Source organism: Paenibacillus sp. S28, assembly GCF_016624415.1.
Taxonomy (GTDB): Bacteria; Bacillota; Bacilli; order Paenibacillales; family Paenibacillaceae; genus Paenibacillus_AQ; species Paenibacillus_AQ favisporus.
This window is the reverse complement of record NZ_JACVTM010000002.1, coordinates 598,520-612,820: the sequence shown is the minus strand read 5'-3', so window position 1 is coordinate 612,820 and position 14,301 is coordinate 598,520. Positions and strand designations below refer to the sequence as shown.

The window sequence follows — 14,301 nt, the reverse complement described above, 5'->3', positions numbered from 1 at the left end:
GCGGAAAAAGGTGAATAAGCATTAACGGTGCCACTGCTCCCACGTTTCCAGCTTCATCGTCTCCATTTCGGTCTTCGGGTCCCGGCCCATGAGCGCCTCGACGGCAATGCGCGGATTCCGGTTCAAAAAGAGCACATGGTACAGCTGATCGGCTATCGGCATCTGTACGCCGTATTTTTTTGAGATGTCATGCGCCGCTTGGGTCGTCCGGACACCTTCCACCACCATGCCCATCGAATCCAGCACCTCATCGAGGTTTTTGCCTTGACCAAGCATGGAGCCTGCGCGCCAGTTCCGGCTGTGCCTGCTCGTTGCCGTGGCCACCAGGTCCCCGACGCCCGCGAGGCCGGAGAACGTGAGCGGGTTCGCTCCCATTTCGACGCCGATCCGGGTGATTTCAGCCAAACCTCGCGTCAGCAGCGCCGCTTTTGCGTTGTCCCCGAAGCCAAGTCCATCCGACATGCCCGCGCCGAGGGCAATGATATTCTTCAGCGCTCCCGCGAGCTCGACCCCGACCATATCCCGGTTGGTGTATACGCGGAAGTCGGAATTCATAAACAAGTCCTGCGCGGCGACCGCCTCGCTCTCGGTCAGTGAAGCGACCACAACGGTGGTCGGGCACCGCTTGACGACTTCCTCCGCATGGCTTGGACCGGACATGACTACGATTCTTCCCTCTTCGCAGCCCAGCTCTTCAGCGATGACCGTAGACATCCGCTTCAACGTTTCGGTCTCAAAACCTTTCGTCGCATGGATCACGAGCATTTCCTTCTGCCAATGAGCGCTTAAGTCCCGCGCCACCTGCCGCATCGCTTTGGATGGGGCAACGATAACTACGGCCTTCGCCCCCGACACCGCTTCCCCCATGTCGCTTGTCGCTTTCAGATTGACCGGCAGCTGAGCGTCCGGCAGATAGCGGTTGTTGGTATGCTGCTCATTGATTTCCTTGACCTGATCCGGATTTCGGCACCACAGCACCACCTCCGGATGGTTTGCAGCCAGCACGCTGGCCAAAGCCGTTCCCCAGCTGCCTGCGACCAATACAGCCACTTTATTTGACAATCCCTTTACCCCCTTTGGGCCCTCCGGATCCGATCTTATTTTCCCGGCCCTGAAGAATTTTCACAATATTGCTCCGATGTCTCCAGAAGGCAAATAAACAAATAATGAGACTGGTCCAAAAAATCGGCCAGGCATAACCCAAAATGAGCAAAAATACAGGCGTAAGCGCCACGAACACCAGCGATCCCAGCGACACGTACCGTGTAACCACGATCAGCAGAATGGCGATAATGCCGGCATACAGTGCTGGCAGAAAGCTCAGTGTCGCCATGACGCCAATAGTCGTCGCAATGCCTTTACCCCCACGGAAGTGAAAATACACCGGCCAGTTATGCCCGACGATCGCACCGATGCCGCATAATGCGGGAACCCATGCCTCGCCTCCGCCCAACCACACGCCGATCCAGACCGCCGCGATTCCTTTGAGAACGTCGAGCGCCAGAACCAGAACGGCCGGACCCTTCCCCAGTATGCGCAGCGTATTCGTCGCTCCCGCATTACCGCTGCCGTGCTGGCGGATGTCGATCCCTTTCAGCAGCTTGGCAAGGACAACGCTGAAGCTGATGGAGCCGAGCAAGTAACTCAGTATAATGGCGATGATCTGTAGAACCAAGCTATTCTCCCCTAACTTTCATCCGATTTGCGCCGAGTAAAGATGCGTATAGGCGTTCCTTCAAAATCAAAAGCAGACCGGATCTTGTTCTCCAAATAACGCTCGTAAGAGAAGTGCATCAGTTCCGGATCGTTCACGAAAATGACCATCGTCGGCGGCTTGACCGCAACCTGCGTCGCATAGTTGATACGCAGGCGGCGCCCCTTGTCCGTCGGAGGCGGATTAATCGCCACGGCGTCGGATACGACGTCATTCAAGAGATGCGTCTGCACCCGCAGCGAATGCTGCTCGGCGACGTGCTGAACGACCGGCAGAAGCTTGTGGAGCCGCTGCTTCGTTTTGGCGGACAGAAACAGAACTGGCGCATAGGTCATAAACAGGAAGTGATCGCGGATCTTTTTCTCAAACTGGTGCATCGTCTTGTCATCCTTCTCGACGGCGTCCCATTTATTGACGACAAAAAGAGAAGCTTTGCCGGCCTCGTAAGCGTAACCAGCAATATGCTTATCCTGGTCGATGATCCCTTCTTCGCCGTTAATGACGACAAGCACCACATCCGCTCTTTCGATAGCGCGCATCGCCCGCATAACGCTGTACTTCTCGGTCGTTTCGTATACTTTTCCGCGTTTGCGCATACCGGCGGTATCGATCAGCACGTAACGCTGCCCGTCCCGCTCAAACGGAGTGTCAATGGCATCCCGGGTCGTTCCCGCAATATCGCTGACAATGACGCGTTCTTCGCCAAGGATCGCATTAACGAGCGACGATTTGCCGACATTCGGCCGTCCGATCAGTGCAACCCGAATCACGTCCTCATCGTACTCATCATCCGTCAGATCTGGCAAAATATCTACAATAGCGTCCAGAAGATCGCCGATCCCGGTTCCGTGACTGCCGGATATCGCGATCGGGTCCCCAAAACCGAGGCTGTAAAACTCGTAAATGTCGTCATTGCGCTGCAAATTGTCCACTTTGTTTACGGCCAGCACGATCGGTTTTCCGGACCGGAAAAGCATCTGGGCTACTTCTTCATCAGATTGGGTTACGCCGCTCTTGGCATCGCACATAAAGACGATGACGTCGGCTTCTTCGATAGCAAGCTCAGCCTGCATACGGATCGATTTCAATATTACATCGTCACCGTCAATTTCAATACCTCCCGTGTCAATGACACTGAAAGGTTTGCCGTTCCATTCGGCAACGCTGTAAATCCGGTCACGCGTCACGCCCGGCTTATCTTCTACAATGGCCAGCCTGTCCCCGACCAAACGGTTAAAAATGGTGGATTTCCCCACATTAGGCCTGCCCACGATTGCCACTACGGGTCTTGCCATAGTCACTCCTCCTGTCAATTCTTACGATAATCATCATAGCAAAAAACGTTTCTTTTGGCTAACCTTTCATAGGAATAGCCGAATGTTAATTGTATTTTTCCTAAGCATACACAGAACCATGCATGGCCGATTCTTTGGCTTTAAAGATCGAACATTTTGAACCAATTTGGCCCAAGTCAGCATACTTGCTGATCTAAAAAAAAATCGGTAAACCCGTGTAAGGGTTCACCGATTTCAATTTTGGAGGCCCAAATCATTTAAATTTGCTGAGTTTGTCTCCAAAACGTTCACCGAGTGTAATGCTGAGGCCTTGGTTGCTGAGAGATACGTTCGGGTTGTCTTTCAGATCATCCTTGTGCGCGCTGCTCTTCGGTGCTCTTTCCGGTCTTGGAGCTGCCGCAGGAGCTTCCTCGGTTTCCTTGATGCTCAGGCTTACGCGCTTTTCAGCCGTGTTGATGTCCAAGATTTTGACTTGAACTTCTTGACCTTCTTTGAGCACTTCATGCGGTGTGCCGATGTGCTTATGGGAAATTTGCGAAATATGAACAAGTCCTTCGACACCTGGCGCCAGCTCAACGAAAGCACCGAAAGTGACAAGACGCTTCACTTCGCCTGTAACTACATCGCCGGTATGGAACTTGTCGGCTGCGGATTCCCATGGTCCTGGCTGGGCAGCCTTGATGCTCAGGCTGATTTTGCCTTTTTCCGGATCAACTTTGAGCACTTTTACCTTCACTTGGTCGCCTTCGGACACGACATCGGAAGGTTTGTCAACATGATGCCAAGCCATTTCGGACACGTGAACCAGTCCGTCAACGCCGCCCACGTCAACAAAGGCGCCGAATTGAGTCAGACGCTGCACTGTACCTTCGATTTCTTGTCCTTCTTGGAGTTCACCCATCACTTTTAGCTTGTTGGCTTCGAACTCTTCTTCGAGAACGTCTTTTTGCGACAGGATCACTTTGTTGTTCTCACGGTCAAGCTCTTTTACCTTCACGCGCAGCGTGCGGCCTTTATAGTCGCTGAAGTCTTCAACGAAATGACGCTCTACCATGGAAGCCGGGATAAATCCGCGTGCGCCTACGTCTGCGACGAGACCGCCTTTCACCACGTCAGCTACGGTAACTTCGAAAGCGTCCTGAGCTTCGAAATGCTTCTCTAGCTCATCCCAAGCATTCTCGCTGTCGATCGCGCGCTTGGAAAGAACGAGTCTTTCCTTCTCGTCGTCGATGCTGACAACCTTGCATTCCACTTCCTGACCAACCTGCACCGCTTCGGATGCGTTGTCAAGGTGTACGGAAGACAGTTCGCGGACCGGAATGACGCCGTCATATTTATATCCAATGCTTACATAAGCTTGGTTGTCCTCCAGTTTGACGATCGTGCCTTTCACGGTGTCCCCTTTTTTCAAGGATACGAATTGATCCAATTCCTCTTGGTTTACCGCTTCTGCAGTTTCTTGATTTTTCGTTTCTTCCGACATGTCAATACCCTCCTCAATTCAAAAAAACCCATTTATTCAAACCTGCTGACGCAGAGTTCAAAACATCATAAAGCAGTACGAATCATATGTTTCCAATAAGTGCTTGTGTTCATGCACGCCCGGCTAATTCCCCGAAGGTCTTCCGGTCTTCTCCATTTCATGGATCCGGTCCATGATGCGTTCTGTCACCAGCTCGAGCGGATCGCCATCCACCTCGCCGCTTTTCAGGTCATCCAGGACGATAGGTTGTCCATACACGATTTTCATTTTTCTGAAAATCTTGTAATCGCCGATAATCGCGGCCGGCACGACGGCGGCATTGCCGCGAAGCGCAAACATGGCAGCCCCTTTCTTGGCGGCGCCAGTATCGGAGAAGCGCGTGCCTACCGGAAAGATGCCCATGATTTCACCGCCGCGCAAAATGGAGATGGAGGTCTTGAAGGACTCTTTGCTGACTCCCCCCCGCTTGACGGGAAACGCTCCAAACTGGGTGATCAGCCATCCCAGTATGGGAACTTTGAACAATTCTTCCTTGGCCATGAACTTGACCTGCCGCTTCACCTTGATCCCGACGGATATCGGATCGAGCAGACTTTTGTGATTGGAGCAGAGCAGCACCCCGCCTTCTTTGGGGATATTCTCCGTGCCGACCGCTTCAAAGCGGTACAACAAGGTGAATATTGCCCTAAGGATATCCCGGCAAAAAACGTAAATCTTCAATTCTTCTCCCCACCCCTGTACGTTTTGCAGTAATCAACGATGGTGTCGACAACCTGAGGTATATCCATGTGAGTCGTATCCAGGACAATGGCGTCATCGGCGCAGCGAAGCGGCGAAATTTCGCGCTCTGCGTCCAGACGGTCACGTCTTTCGATATCCTTCTCAAGCTGTTCAAGTGTCAATCCTTCCGCATCGTTCATTTCCTTGTACCGGCGGAGAGCACGCTCTTTGACGCTTGCCGTCATGAAAATCTTCACTTCGGCATCGGGAAGCACGGTCGTTCCGATATCTCGTCCATCCATCACTATGCCTTTGTGCAGAGCCATCTGCTGCTGCAGCGCAACGAGGTGGCGTCTTACTCCTTCAATTTGCGAGTATTGGGATACCATCCCGTTCACCTGCAAAGAACGGATGTAAGGGGTCACATCTTCGCCGTTGACCAGAACTTTCTGCCCGTCTTCCCCGGGTATTAATTCAATCACCATCTTTTGGGTGAGTTGAAGCACTTTTTCAGGAAATTCCGGTCCAATTCCTTGCTCCATCATAAACCACGTTACGGCCCGATACATGGCTCCGGTGTCCACGTATATGTACGAGAGGGCTCTCGCCACCAGGCGGGCAATCGTGCTTTTGCCGGCCCCGGCAGGTCCATCGATCGCAATGTTGATTTTCAAGTTATCCTCTGTCCCCTGCCTAACCAAAGGGGCATTCCTCCTCAAACATAAGCCTCAAGAAAAAAGCAGGCATTGCCTGCGTCGAGAAAATTATACCACACAACCTATTCCGATGCAAAAACGTCCACCCATTTTACTCTTTCCAATCCCTGACATCCCGCTCTTTGACAGGGATACCGTCAAGCTTGTACACCGGGGACAAGTAAGGTCTGACCGGCTTGATATGAAGCGCCCCCTGTATGAGGATCAGCATAACGACAAGCACAATCAAAGCCCTTTTCACCCATTTGGACAAAACGTCAAAGCATTCCCCGAACAGCCGGAGATACTGCCGAACGCGATCCTGTTCATCCATCAGATACACTCCCTGAATTTTCCTACTAGTGTATCCTTGGCAAAACAAAATATTCCCTCACCCGATCTCTCAGCGGTTCCGAAAATCAAACTGGCGCTCGAAGCAGTACCGGATCAGCTTTTGCCGTTCCATATCCGTAATCGCTTCAAACTTCAGCATCACGATTTTCCGACCGTTTTCGAGCTGCTGGATCCGAACGACGCTGCCCTTAAACGGAACGTGCTCCAGGTTTCCGTTCTTATACGGTACGAGCACCCAGCAGGACAGCATGTCCCCTTCACGGATCGCCTTGTCGGCGTCGCTATAAAAAGAAATGCCGCCCCCGCCGACATCTTCTGTACGCGTGACGAAGCGGATATTGTGTTCGGTCTGAACCGCCACCTCCAATCCGGCATTGACGCGCAAAAAACTTCGTCGCTGGACTTTGCCGATCGACTCGGGCTCAGGCCTGCGGATCCGCACCATGCGGACGACGTCTTCCTTGAAGCCGAGCACGTAAGTATTGAAAAAATTTTTAACGCCGCCGTCGGTCAAAAAATACACCGAAAGCTCGTCACCCATGTGCAGTCGCTTCAGCTGCCCGGTCTTTTCCTGGATGGGCACCTCCATCAGAATGGACTCGTCATCCAAATCCGTGATGCGGGACTTGTACTCCATCCCCGCTTCTTTCTGGTCTCCGGAATCCACGGAGATAAACAATTGATCGCTGATTTTAGGAAACAACAAACTCACCGCCAGCCTGTAAAATAGCATTCTATCCTGATTATACCATGTCTTTGTTCATAGGTAAGCAGTGTTTTTGCGCAATATAAAAAGCCCCTCGGCTGATCCGAGAGGCTTTGCTCATCACTTGATCCTTGCAACTTTTTGCCTATTTCACCGCTTTTTTATCCGAATCCTTGAGCTCCTCTACGACCCGTTCAGAGCCATCATTGGCATCCAAGTATATCCGGTATCTGGAGCCGTTAATGTTGCCTCCGAATTCGTAGCAGAGAGCTTCCTGGCCTGAATCGTCCTTGATCAGCGCCAGCCGGTTGTAGTTTTCCTTAAACTCGGGATTCAGCTTTTTCCGCGCCTGGCTCAAGGTAAGCTTCGGTTTTGGAATTTTACGCGCCTGGGATTGCTCGTAAACGAGATCGCTGGCCTGGAACCCGGTCACCTCGCCGTTATCGAGCCCGACCCGAACCGTCATTTTTTCCGGGTACACCAGTACGCCGTCCTGCTTGCGCACATATGTGAAGTTGCCCATATTATCATACTGGTCTGCTGTAACGGCCGTCATATCCTTATAGCCTTTACTTTGCAGAAACTGATCGGCCTTCTTGCGGGCTTCTTCCATCGTAACCGCCTTCGGTCCGACCTCCCGGTTATCGGAAAAGGAAATCAAGTGGCCGCCTTGACGGGTGAAGTTCAGCGACAGCGGAGCAGGCCGGTTGTTGGAGCTGACGGTGGCGGTGTACGACGCCCATTCGGTTCCTTTCCCGTTTTCGGTTACTTGAACGTTGGACTGGCCACCTCTCGCGCCGGCAAACTCGGCTGCTTTGCGCTTAATATCGTCGGGAGATACCGGCTGTGCCGACAGCTTTTTCACCGACCGCTTGTCATAGATGCTGGATACCGAAGGACCCCAGTTCAATTCCGGGTATTCGCCGACCCTTTTGTCTACCGTTTTGAAGCCGTCAATAATGGTGTTGTCCAGCTTCTTGTCTTCCGTGGCCATCGCGCTTTCCACGTCCATCCAGCGCAGCCGGTTGCTGATCACCTTGGACTGCACGTCCTGGAGATCCTTGGTGATTTGTCCGGAGTTGGCATAGAGTGCCTTCAGGTTTTTGATCTCCTCATTTGACAGCGGCTCTTTCTCCAAATTCCGCATGGAGGTCTGGTAGGAAAACTTCGATATTTTGGACAGAAACTCTTCGGTTTTGTTAAACGGCAGCATGGTGAGCGGCAGCTGGTTGATTTCGTTCTGCGCTTCGCTTGTCAGCCGCCACACGTTGACCAGCCCTTTCCGGTGCATCGCATTGGAAGCCGAGCTTACGGCCAGCGTATTGCCAAGCTCGCTGTGCAGGCGGTCCATATGATAGGACAGGTCATGAAAAGCCCGCTGATACTGGTTTTCCGCCTTGATCAGCACGGCGTTCTTCTCCTGGTTCTCTTGGTACCCCCACACAAACGCTCCGATCATAAACAGGGTGACTATGGGAAATAAAACAGCGCTTAATCGCTTGTACATGTGAAGTCTCCTTTCATCAACTTAAAGCTGGTGTTAGTTTGACTAGAAGAAAGGAGTCTTATGCATCGTTTCCCAGGTATCGGTTCAAAACGGGTCTTCTTCGATATCGAACTGGCTTTGGTTGTTGCACAGGCACTGCTTGAAGCCGGTTTCGATCTTCCCGCGTTCTTTTTTGCCGCGCAGCACGTAGCGTTCCCCGCATTGCCTGCAGACGATTTTTACTTTGACACGCAAAAAAGGACACCTCCATCCTAAAAAGATTGTATCCGAATGCGGATTGTAACTTCTTAGGATAAAGTGTGCCCAATTTAATTACGTATTAACCTCTTCCTCCCGCTTCAGGAAACGGAACGGGGAGCGGTTGTTGGCCCGGTATACCTTGCCCATGCCTCCGTACCATAGAAAAGCCATCAGCGGGACGATAAACCAGATCCAATAATGCGTCATCGTGCTTAGAATAAAGTCGTAGACCCCGTGCCAGAACCACGGGATGATCATCGAATAGACCAGAAAACGCTTGGCCTTGGCTCCGGTCGAAAACCTCGCTCTGCCGAGGTAATAACCCATCATCACCCCGAACATGGCATGCCCCGATACCGGAAGCAGCGCCCGCAGGAACATCGCCCCGAAGGATGCGTGGCTGTACCAGGCATACATCACATTCTCCACAGTCGCGAAACCAAGCGAAATCGCTACGGCATACACGATCCCGTCGTACGGCTCGTCAAACTCCGTATGGTTGTATATCATGTGAAACAGCACGAACCATTTCAAAAATTCCTCAACAAACGCCGATATGACAAAAGAATCCAGATACGGATTGCCGCCGAGCCCCGTTGTAAGGCCCCGCTGGATGATCATGACCGGAACCACGATCATAAAACCAAGCAGAAACACCTTGATCACCATAAGCAGCGGTTCCTGATCGTATCTGTCCTTTAAATAAAAATAGGTCAGTAGGGCAAGACCCGGCGCCAATGCCGACGCAATAACCGAAAACAAAAGCACCGTTCTTAATCCCTCCACTTCCTGGCAGTGACCTTAGCGGCCCTGTCGAATGTAACTCCAGCTTCAAAGCAAAGTTCATCCCATGAAGATGAATCCTCATGGGATGTCTCAATCAGGATAACGGTGTTAATCCTGGCGCTTGAAATGTGTGCAAATGACGTCAACCGCGTTCTCGGCAATGACGACTTTGCCGTATTCCTCAAGTACGGCTTCCGTATAGGATGCAGCTTCTCCGAACTCAGCAAGAACCGCGATCAGCGAAGGAAGCTGATTAGCGTCGATTTCTTCTGGGTCCATGTACAGAACCCATTTATCTCTATAATGATAAAGCCGCCCGGCTTCGGTGATATGTCGTTGAAGTACGTGTGCAGCTTCGATCAGCACTTCGAAGTCGTTAAAAGCATACACGATGGAGTCGCTTTGTTCAAGCGTGACTTCCATTTCGTAAACTTCTTCAGGGAGTTCATCTTCACCCAGTTGACTGTACTGATGATGATCGTATTTCCCCCGGGTCACGATGACGACCATTCCTTGAGCAGGAAGGGCAAACACTTCCACGGCGAGCGGTCCCGTTGCATCAAAGCCCAGTTCGTTATAGGCCTGATCCATCATTTCGGTAAACAGCTCGTGCACCTTCGGGATTTCTTGCCACATGTCCTCCTTCTGGATGCCCCGTTCACTCAGGTCGTCAAACGTAAGGAAAATCCGTATCTTATCTGAGCTTAAGCGTTCTATTTTCATGACAGGATCCTCCTTGTAAGCATTGTTATAACAAATTATGATGTCTCCCATAATATGTGCTGAAAATAGTTCTATGTAAGTATGTTATCATTATATAACCATAAATGCACGCTGTAAAATGGACAAAAAAAGAATCATTTGGAGCGGATAACCGCCCTTTAAATGATTCTAATGGGTTTGACGCGTTTACAATCCAGGTATCACCGTATTTGTCTCTTTCAGAATCATGTCCACTTCCCGCTTGACATCCGGATTGGTTCGGATAAAATCTTTAATCTGGGTAACGCTCGATCCCTTGGAATACGAATCGTTGTGAGAACCATGAGCGTCGTGACGATGGGACGAGCCCATGCCGATGTTCGCCATGTCCATCATTTTGTCCTTGGCATTGCCGCCCATGACGGACGTAATCATGTTGCGTCCCCGGTTTCTGGACAACAGCGTCGTTGCAGCAGCACCAATCAAAATACCGCCAATAAAAGCAGAAGTGTTCATTTAGGTACAACCTCCTTATGGGATGAAGTCGAATATATTTTGAGCGAATACGGTCCTGCTCATGCGGCATAAATTCAGGAAAGCGAGATGAAATCATGGTTAAAATCACGGCGGCGCTGGCTCTATGCTCACTGCTCATCCTTAGCGCCTGCGGAAACGAGGGACAAAAAGACCAAAAGGCGGTCCCTCCGGCTCAAACAAGCGAAGTACATAAAAATAATTCAAGCGGTACCACAACAAACGGGACGACCGGCACTCAAACCGACGGATCGGGATCGGAAAATTCTCCGGAAACGAACAAGAATCAAACGAATAACGATCAAACGAATCAAGGCAGCGCATCCAAGCCGGATTCCAAGGATCAGCAGCCCTCTACAAAAGCGGTAACGGTGCAGTATCGCATGAATAAAGCCTACGATATCGTTCCGAGTGTTGAAGGGATTCCGAAAAAAGTCGTACTGCTAACCTTCGACGACGGCCCTAAAAAGGCAGAAATGATCAACGGGTTGATCGATACGCTGGACAAGCATCACGCCAAGGCGATATTTTTCGTCAATGGATACCGCGTCAAGCAGCATCCCGAGCTGTTGAAATTAATAGCGGAACGCGGGCAGACCATCGGCAACCACAGCTGGGATCACATCATCCTCAAAAATAAGCCCGAAGCGGAAGTACGCAGGCAAATCGAGGATACGCAGCAGATTGTCAAGGCAACCGTTGGCAAAGCGCCTGTATTTTTCCGTCCCCCCAATGGGGCTGGCGGTGATACCGGCAAGAAAATCGCCAAGGAGAACGGTCTCCTGTACATGACCTGGTCCAACGGCTCGCTCGATTGGACGATGAGCTCCAAAAGCAGCAGCAATGCCGACAAGGTTGTCTCGAACGTGCTGGACCAGCTGCACAGCGGCAGCAACATTTTAATGCATGAGCTTCCGTGGACCGTCGAAGCGCTGGATACGCTCCTTACCAAACTGGAAAGCAAAGGCTACACCTTTGTAGATCCCGAAAGCATCGATACTCAAATCAAGTAAGGAATCATGCAATGCACAAAAAAGCAGCCGGCATTTCGGCTGCTTTTACTCGTTTATCTGTGTTTTTCTATGGGTTCTGTCCTTAGCGTAAGGACATGCATTTCTGCAGGGCAGCACAGGCGGAGCGGAACGCGTCTTGTGCCGAAACCGCGGCTGATCAGCATGCGCGGCCGGCGGACCTCCGCTTCCGGCTGCTCCCATTCAAACCATCCCGAAGCATACTTGCGGTAAAATTGATTCAGCCGGACCGGTCCGAGCCAAGGCAGCGTAATTTGTCCGCCATGGGTATGGCCGGCAAGCACAAGGTCCGCCTGGATCGTCTTCTGCTTCTGCAGCCAGGCCGGGTCATGAACGGCTAGGATGCGGCATTCCGCACCGGCATCACGGACAGGCAGCTGTGGAACCGGAGGATAATCGTTTCGTTTGTACCGCGGATAATCAACACCGGTTAACCAGATGCGCGCGCCGTTTCGCAGCAGAGGAACGTTTTCATCCCGCAGCAAAGTGACTCCGCATGCGTTCATCAGCTTTTCCAAACCTTCGGGATCGGCCTTATAATCATGGTTGCCGTATACGGCATACACCGGGGCGATTTCGGCGAGCAGCCTTAAGTTGTGCTCTACCTGGCTCAGCGGTACATTCCGTTCCATAATATCCCCACCAAGGATCACCCAATCAACCGTTCCAGCCAGCTGCCGAATCGTCTTCCCCGTCAGCCTTCTGCTATGCAGATCCGATATGAACAGGAGCTTGCAGCCGTCAAAGGGTTTTGGCAGCCTCTCCAGCCTCACGTCGGCCTGCTGAACCAGCTCCAGCCTCGCCTCATACGACATCCTGGCGTAAAGCGCTGCAGCCGCAGCCACGACGCCTGCCCCCGCCCAGACGAGCCAGGGGGCTACCATAGATCCTCCAGCGGGGGGGCGCCTTTAATTCCCCAATAAACAAGAAATGCCGTTAAACCGATAAATAAAAAGATTAAAGAGTTCGTAAAATATTTACTGATCTTGATGCGTCGAGAACCGTAAGTGTCCGCTCTTGCCGGAACGGCGGATTCGCCTTCCGTCTCTCTTTTTCCGGCAGTCCGGTTACTCCGACGGGACTGCGGGGCTGCCGCCGAGCCGGAAGCGGCTGCAGCAGTTCTGGCGGCCGCCGGCCGCTTCCCTGCATTTCCTTCCGTTTTTCCGCGTCTCAGCGTTCCGGCCGCCCGTGTTGAAGACGTCTCTGCTGCCTTGGACTTGGGCGGAGTCCGTTTACCGGCACCGGCTGAAGGCGCCTTTTTTACCGGTGTCTTCTTCCGATTTTTTCTGTACGTTTCAACTCTGCTCAATTCGCTGTTCATGCTTCCCTCCGAAATCGAATCACTAGCCCGGATACACAATCAATCATAAAATGGCATAAGACCGGGGCAAGCAGTGTTCCGGAATGTATGTAGATATATCCGAGGCCGTAACTGCTCAAAAAAACCCAGCCGGTTGGAATCCAGTGCTTCAAATACCGGACGTGAATGACCGCAAATAATATACTGGTCCAATACGGACCGAACGCATGCTGTACGGCTCCACGGAACAGCAGCTCCTCGCATACCGCCACGACCGCGGAGATGACTATAATATGCCATACGGGACGGCGCTGGAACAGCATGTTGTTGATTCCGCCGTCATCCATCACTTCCTCCGGTGTAATCCGGGAGACGAGGAAATCGACGGCAAACATAACGGCGGCCAGCCCAAGCCCCCATGCTGCAACTTGTCCGGGATGCTGAAGCTGAAACAAGGCAAGCGGATTTCTTCGCTGCAGCAGAATCCATACGAGACCGATCAATAAGGTTAGGCCCTGGGTGATATACAGATTGATCAGAAGTAGACGGTCATTCAGCTGTTCAGGCTTAGCCTGCTGAATTTTGGGTAATTTCCATTTCCTTTTTTTCATGATGAGGCCTGCCTGTCTATTAAGTTTCTGTTACTAGAGTGGTTGCAAACATCCCACAACGTGAAGGTTTTACTCCAACATCTGTTTGTGTTCTGCGGGACCCCCGAAATATACGATTTAACTTTGTTAAAAAAGTCCTCCCAGCATTAGAATCATAGCAGATTAAGAGCAGAACATTCAAGGGAAGCACTTTTACCTATTGACACGCCTGATAGGCCCGTGATACATTATGGAAAAATTAATTGAGCGAAACACGATGAAGGAAAGAAGAGGCTTTATCGTCTCCAGAGAGCCGGTGGTTGGTGCAAACCGGTGACAGAGAAGTCATCTTTAGCGTTCCAGAGCAACTGCATTGAACTACTCAGTAGGTGCAGTCGGATGATTCCGTTATCAATCAGGTCTTCAATCGGAAGACCTTGAGGCTGCCGTTCGCGAAGACGGCGGTGAATTAGGGTGGCACCACGATAACTCTCGTCCCTTACTACGGAAGTAGTATGCGGATCGGGAGTTTTTTTGTTGTTCAACTAAAGAATAATGAGAAAAAATGCGGTCAGCTGCACGTTCATCCTTTGGCACAGTACCGCGTTGCTTTACGGAATGAACTTAGGCGTCCGCCTGATTGC

17 protein-coding genes and 1 other annotated feature are annotated in these 14,301 nt (G+C 51.6%); of the genes, 1 reads left to right on the top strand and 16 read right to left on the bottom strand.

The features are described from left to right. Positions 1-21 precede the first annotated feature (21 nt). The 13 genes from IAE55_RS07305 to IAE55_RS07245 form a co-directional block, all read right to left on the bottom strand. The gene (locus IAE55_RS07305) at positions 22-1,062 is read right to left on the bottom strand and encodes an NAD(P)H-dependent glycerol-3-phosphate dehydrogenase (protein ID WP_200631493.1); all 1,041 of its coding nucleotides are present in this window, start codon (positions 1,060-1,062) and stop codon (positions 22-24) included. Continuing rightward, positions 1,052-1,675, bottom strand: coding sequence for a glycerol-3-phosphate 1-O-acyltransferase PlsY (plsY, locus tag IAE55_RS07300; protein ID WP_105444675.1), 624 nt, complete (start codon positions 1,673-1,675; stop codon positions 1,052-1,054). Before plsY ends, IAE55_RS07305 begins: the two co-directional genes overlap by 11 nt. A gap of 11 nt (positions 1,676-1,686) precedes the next feature. Further along, positions 1,687-3,009, bottom strand: a complete 1,323-nt coding sequence (gene der / locus IAE55_RS07295) for a ribosome biogenesis GTPase Der (protein ID WP_105444674.1) — start codon at positions 3,007-3,009, stop codon at positions 1,687-1,689. 253 nt (positions 3,010-3,262) lie between these two features. Then, on the bottom strand, positions 3,263-4,492 hold the full coding sequence (gene rpsA / locus IAE55_RS07290; RefSeq protein ID WP_105444673.1) for a 30S ribosomal protein S1: 1,230 nt from the start codon (positions 4,490-4,492) through the stop codon (positions 3,263-3,265). Between the two features lie 123 nt (positions 4,493-4,615). Further along, the gene (locus tag IAE55_RS07285) at positions 4,616-5,212 is read right to left on the bottom strand and encodes a lysophospholipid acyltransferase family protein (protein WP_234489339.1); all 597 of its coding nucleotides are present in this window, start codon (positions 5,210-5,212) and stop codon (positions 4,616-4,618) included. Beyond that, on the bottom strand, positions 5,209-5,913 hold the full coding sequence (gene cmk / locus IAE55_RS07280) for a (d)CMP kinase (RefSeq protein WP_076170078.1): 705 nt from the start codon (positions 5,911-5,913) through the stop codon (positions 5,209-5,211). The genes IAE55_RS07285 and cmk overlap by 4 nt, the downstream gene beginning before the upstream one ends. A 106-nt stretch (positions 5,914-6,019) precedes the next feature. Then, positions 6,020-6,241, bottom strand: coding sequence for a hypothetical protein (locus IAE55_RS07275; protein ID WP_145131968.1), 222 nt, complete (start codon positions 6,239-6,241; stop codon positions 6,020-6,022). A 69-nt stretch (positions 6,242-6,310) separates the two neighbouring features. Continuing rightward, positions 6,311-6,964: a flagellar brake protein gene (locus tag IAE55_RS07270; RefSeq protein WP_181153011.1), complete on the bottom strand. Its 654-nt coding sequence runs from the start codon at positions 6,962-6,964 to the stop codon at positions 6,311-6,313. A 148-nt stretch (positions 6,965-7,112) separates the two neighbouring features. Beyond that, a complete protein-coding gene (ypeB, locus tag IAE55_RS07265; protein ID WP_145158461.1) occupies positions 7,113-8,474 on the bottom strand; it encodes a germination protein YpeB in 1,362 nt (453 codons plus the stop codon). Between the two features lie 84 nt (positions 8,475-8,558). Further along, positions 8,559-8,708, bottom strand: coding sequence for a hypothetical protein (locus IAE55_RS07260; RefSeq protein ID WP_163879344.1), 150 nt, complete (start codon positions 8,706-8,708; stop codon positions 8,559-8,561). Positions 8,709-8,786: 78 nt separating this feature from the next. Continuing rightward, positions 8,787-9,482, bottom strand: coding sequence for a glutamic-type intramembrane protease PrsW (prsW, locus tag IAE55_RS07255; protein WP_076170075.1), 696 nt, complete (start codon positions 9,480-9,482; stop codon positions 8,787-8,789). Between the two features lie 126 nt (positions 9,483-9,608). Further along, on the bottom strand, positions 9,609-10,223 hold the full coding sequence (locus IAE55_RS07250; RefSeq protein WP_076170074.1) for a genetic competence negative regulator: 615 nt from the start codon (positions 10,221-10,223) through the stop codon (positions 9,609-9,611). A gap of 186 nt (positions 10,224-10,409) precedes the next feature. Next, positions 10,410-10,718: a hypothetical protein gene (locus tag IAE55_RS07245; RefSeq protein ID WP_145158459.1), complete on the bottom strand. Its 309-nt coding sequence runs from the start codon at positions 10,716-10,718 to the stop codon at positions 10,410-10,412. A gap of 95 nt (positions 10,719-10,813) precedes the next feature. On the opposite strand from IAE55_RS07245, the gene IAE55_RS07240 reads away from it, so the two are divergent. After that, positions 10,814-11,749 (top strand): polysaccharide deacetylase family protein, encoded by a 936-nt coding sequence (locus tag IAE55_RS07240; protein WP_145158457.1) that lies wholly within the window; start codon positions 10,814-10,816, stop codon positions 11,747-11,749. A gap of 53 nt (positions 11,750-11,802) precedes the next feature. Here IAE55_RS07240 and IAE55_RS07235 read toward each other — a convergent pair whose 3' ends face one another. The 3 genes from IAE55_RS07235 to IAE55_RS07225 are packed head-to-tail and all read right to left on the bottom strand — an operon-like array spanning position 11,803 to position 13,678. Next, positions 11,803-12,651 (bottom strand): metallophosphoesterase, encoded by an 849-nt coding sequence (locus tag IAE55_RS07235; protein ID WP_105444667.1) that lies wholly within the window; start codon positions 12,649-12,651, stop codon positions 11,803-11,805. After that, positions 12,645-13,088: a hypothetical protein gene (locus tag IAE55_RS07230; RefSeq protein ID WP_200631491.1), complete on the bottom strand. Its 444-nt coding sequence runs from the start codon at positions 13,086-13,088 to the stop codon at positions 12,645-12,647. Before IAE55_RS07230 ends, IAE55_RS07235 begins: the two co-directional genes overlap by 7 nt. Beyond that, entirely contained in the window at positions 13,085-13,678 is a 594-nt protein-coding gene (locus IAE55_RS07225) for a CPBP family intramembrane glutamic endopeptidase (protein ID WP_076170069.1), read from the bottom strand. Before IAE55_RS07225 ends, IAE55_RS07230 begins: the two co-directional genes overlap by 4 nt. A gap of 247 nt (positions 13,679-13,925) precedes the next feature. Further along, positions 13,926-14,160, top strand: a binding site (T-box leader). Positions 14,161-14,301: the final 141 nt, after the last annotated feature.

What these genes read in the sequence shown, in the direction of transcription:
- der (WP_105444674.1), bottom strand. Translation starts at nt 3,009, where the DNA reads ATGGCAAGACCCGTAGTGGCAATCGTGGGCAGGCCTAATGTGGGGAAA.
- rpsA (WP_105444673.1), bottom strand. Translation starts at nt 4,492, where the DNA reads ATGTCGGAAGAAACGAAAAATCAAGAAACTGCAGAAGCGGTAAACCAA.
- IAE55_RS07275 (WP_145131968.1), bottom strand. Translation starts at nt 6,241, where the DNA reads ATGGATGAACAGGATCGCGTTCGGCAGTATCTCCGGCTGTTCGGGGAA.
- ypeB (WP_145158461.1), bottom strand. Translation starts at nt 8,474, where the DNA reads ATGTACAAGCGATTAAGCGCTGTTTTATTTCCCATAGTCACCCTGTTT.
- IAE55_RS07250 (WP_076170074.1), bottom strand. Translation starts at nt 10,223, where the DNA reads ATGAAAATAGAACGCTTAAGCTCAGATAAGATACGGATTTTCCTTACG.
- IAE55_RS07245 (WP_145158459.1), bottom strand. Translation starts at nt 10,718, where the DNA reads ATGAACACTTCTGCTTTTATTGGCGGTATTTTGATTGGTGCTGCTGCA.
- IAE55_RS07240 (WP_145158457.1), top strand. Translation starts at nt 10,814, where the DNA reads ATGGTTAAAATCACGGCGGCGCTGGCTCTATGCTCACTGCTCATCCTT.
- IAE55_RS07235 (WP_105444667.1), bottom strand. Translation starts at nt 12,651, where the DNA reads ATGGTAGCCCCCTGGCTCGTCTGGGCGGGGGCAGGCGTCGTGGCTGCG.
- IAE55_RS07230 (WP_200631491.1), bottom strand. Translation starts at nt 13,088, where the DNA reads ATGAACAGCGAATTGAGCAGAGTTGAAACGTACAGAAAAAATCGGAAG.
- IAE55_RS07225 (WP_076170069.1), bottom strand. Translation starts at nt 13,678, where the DNA reads ATGAAAAAAAGGAAATGGAAATTACCCAAAATTCAGCAGGCTAAGCCT.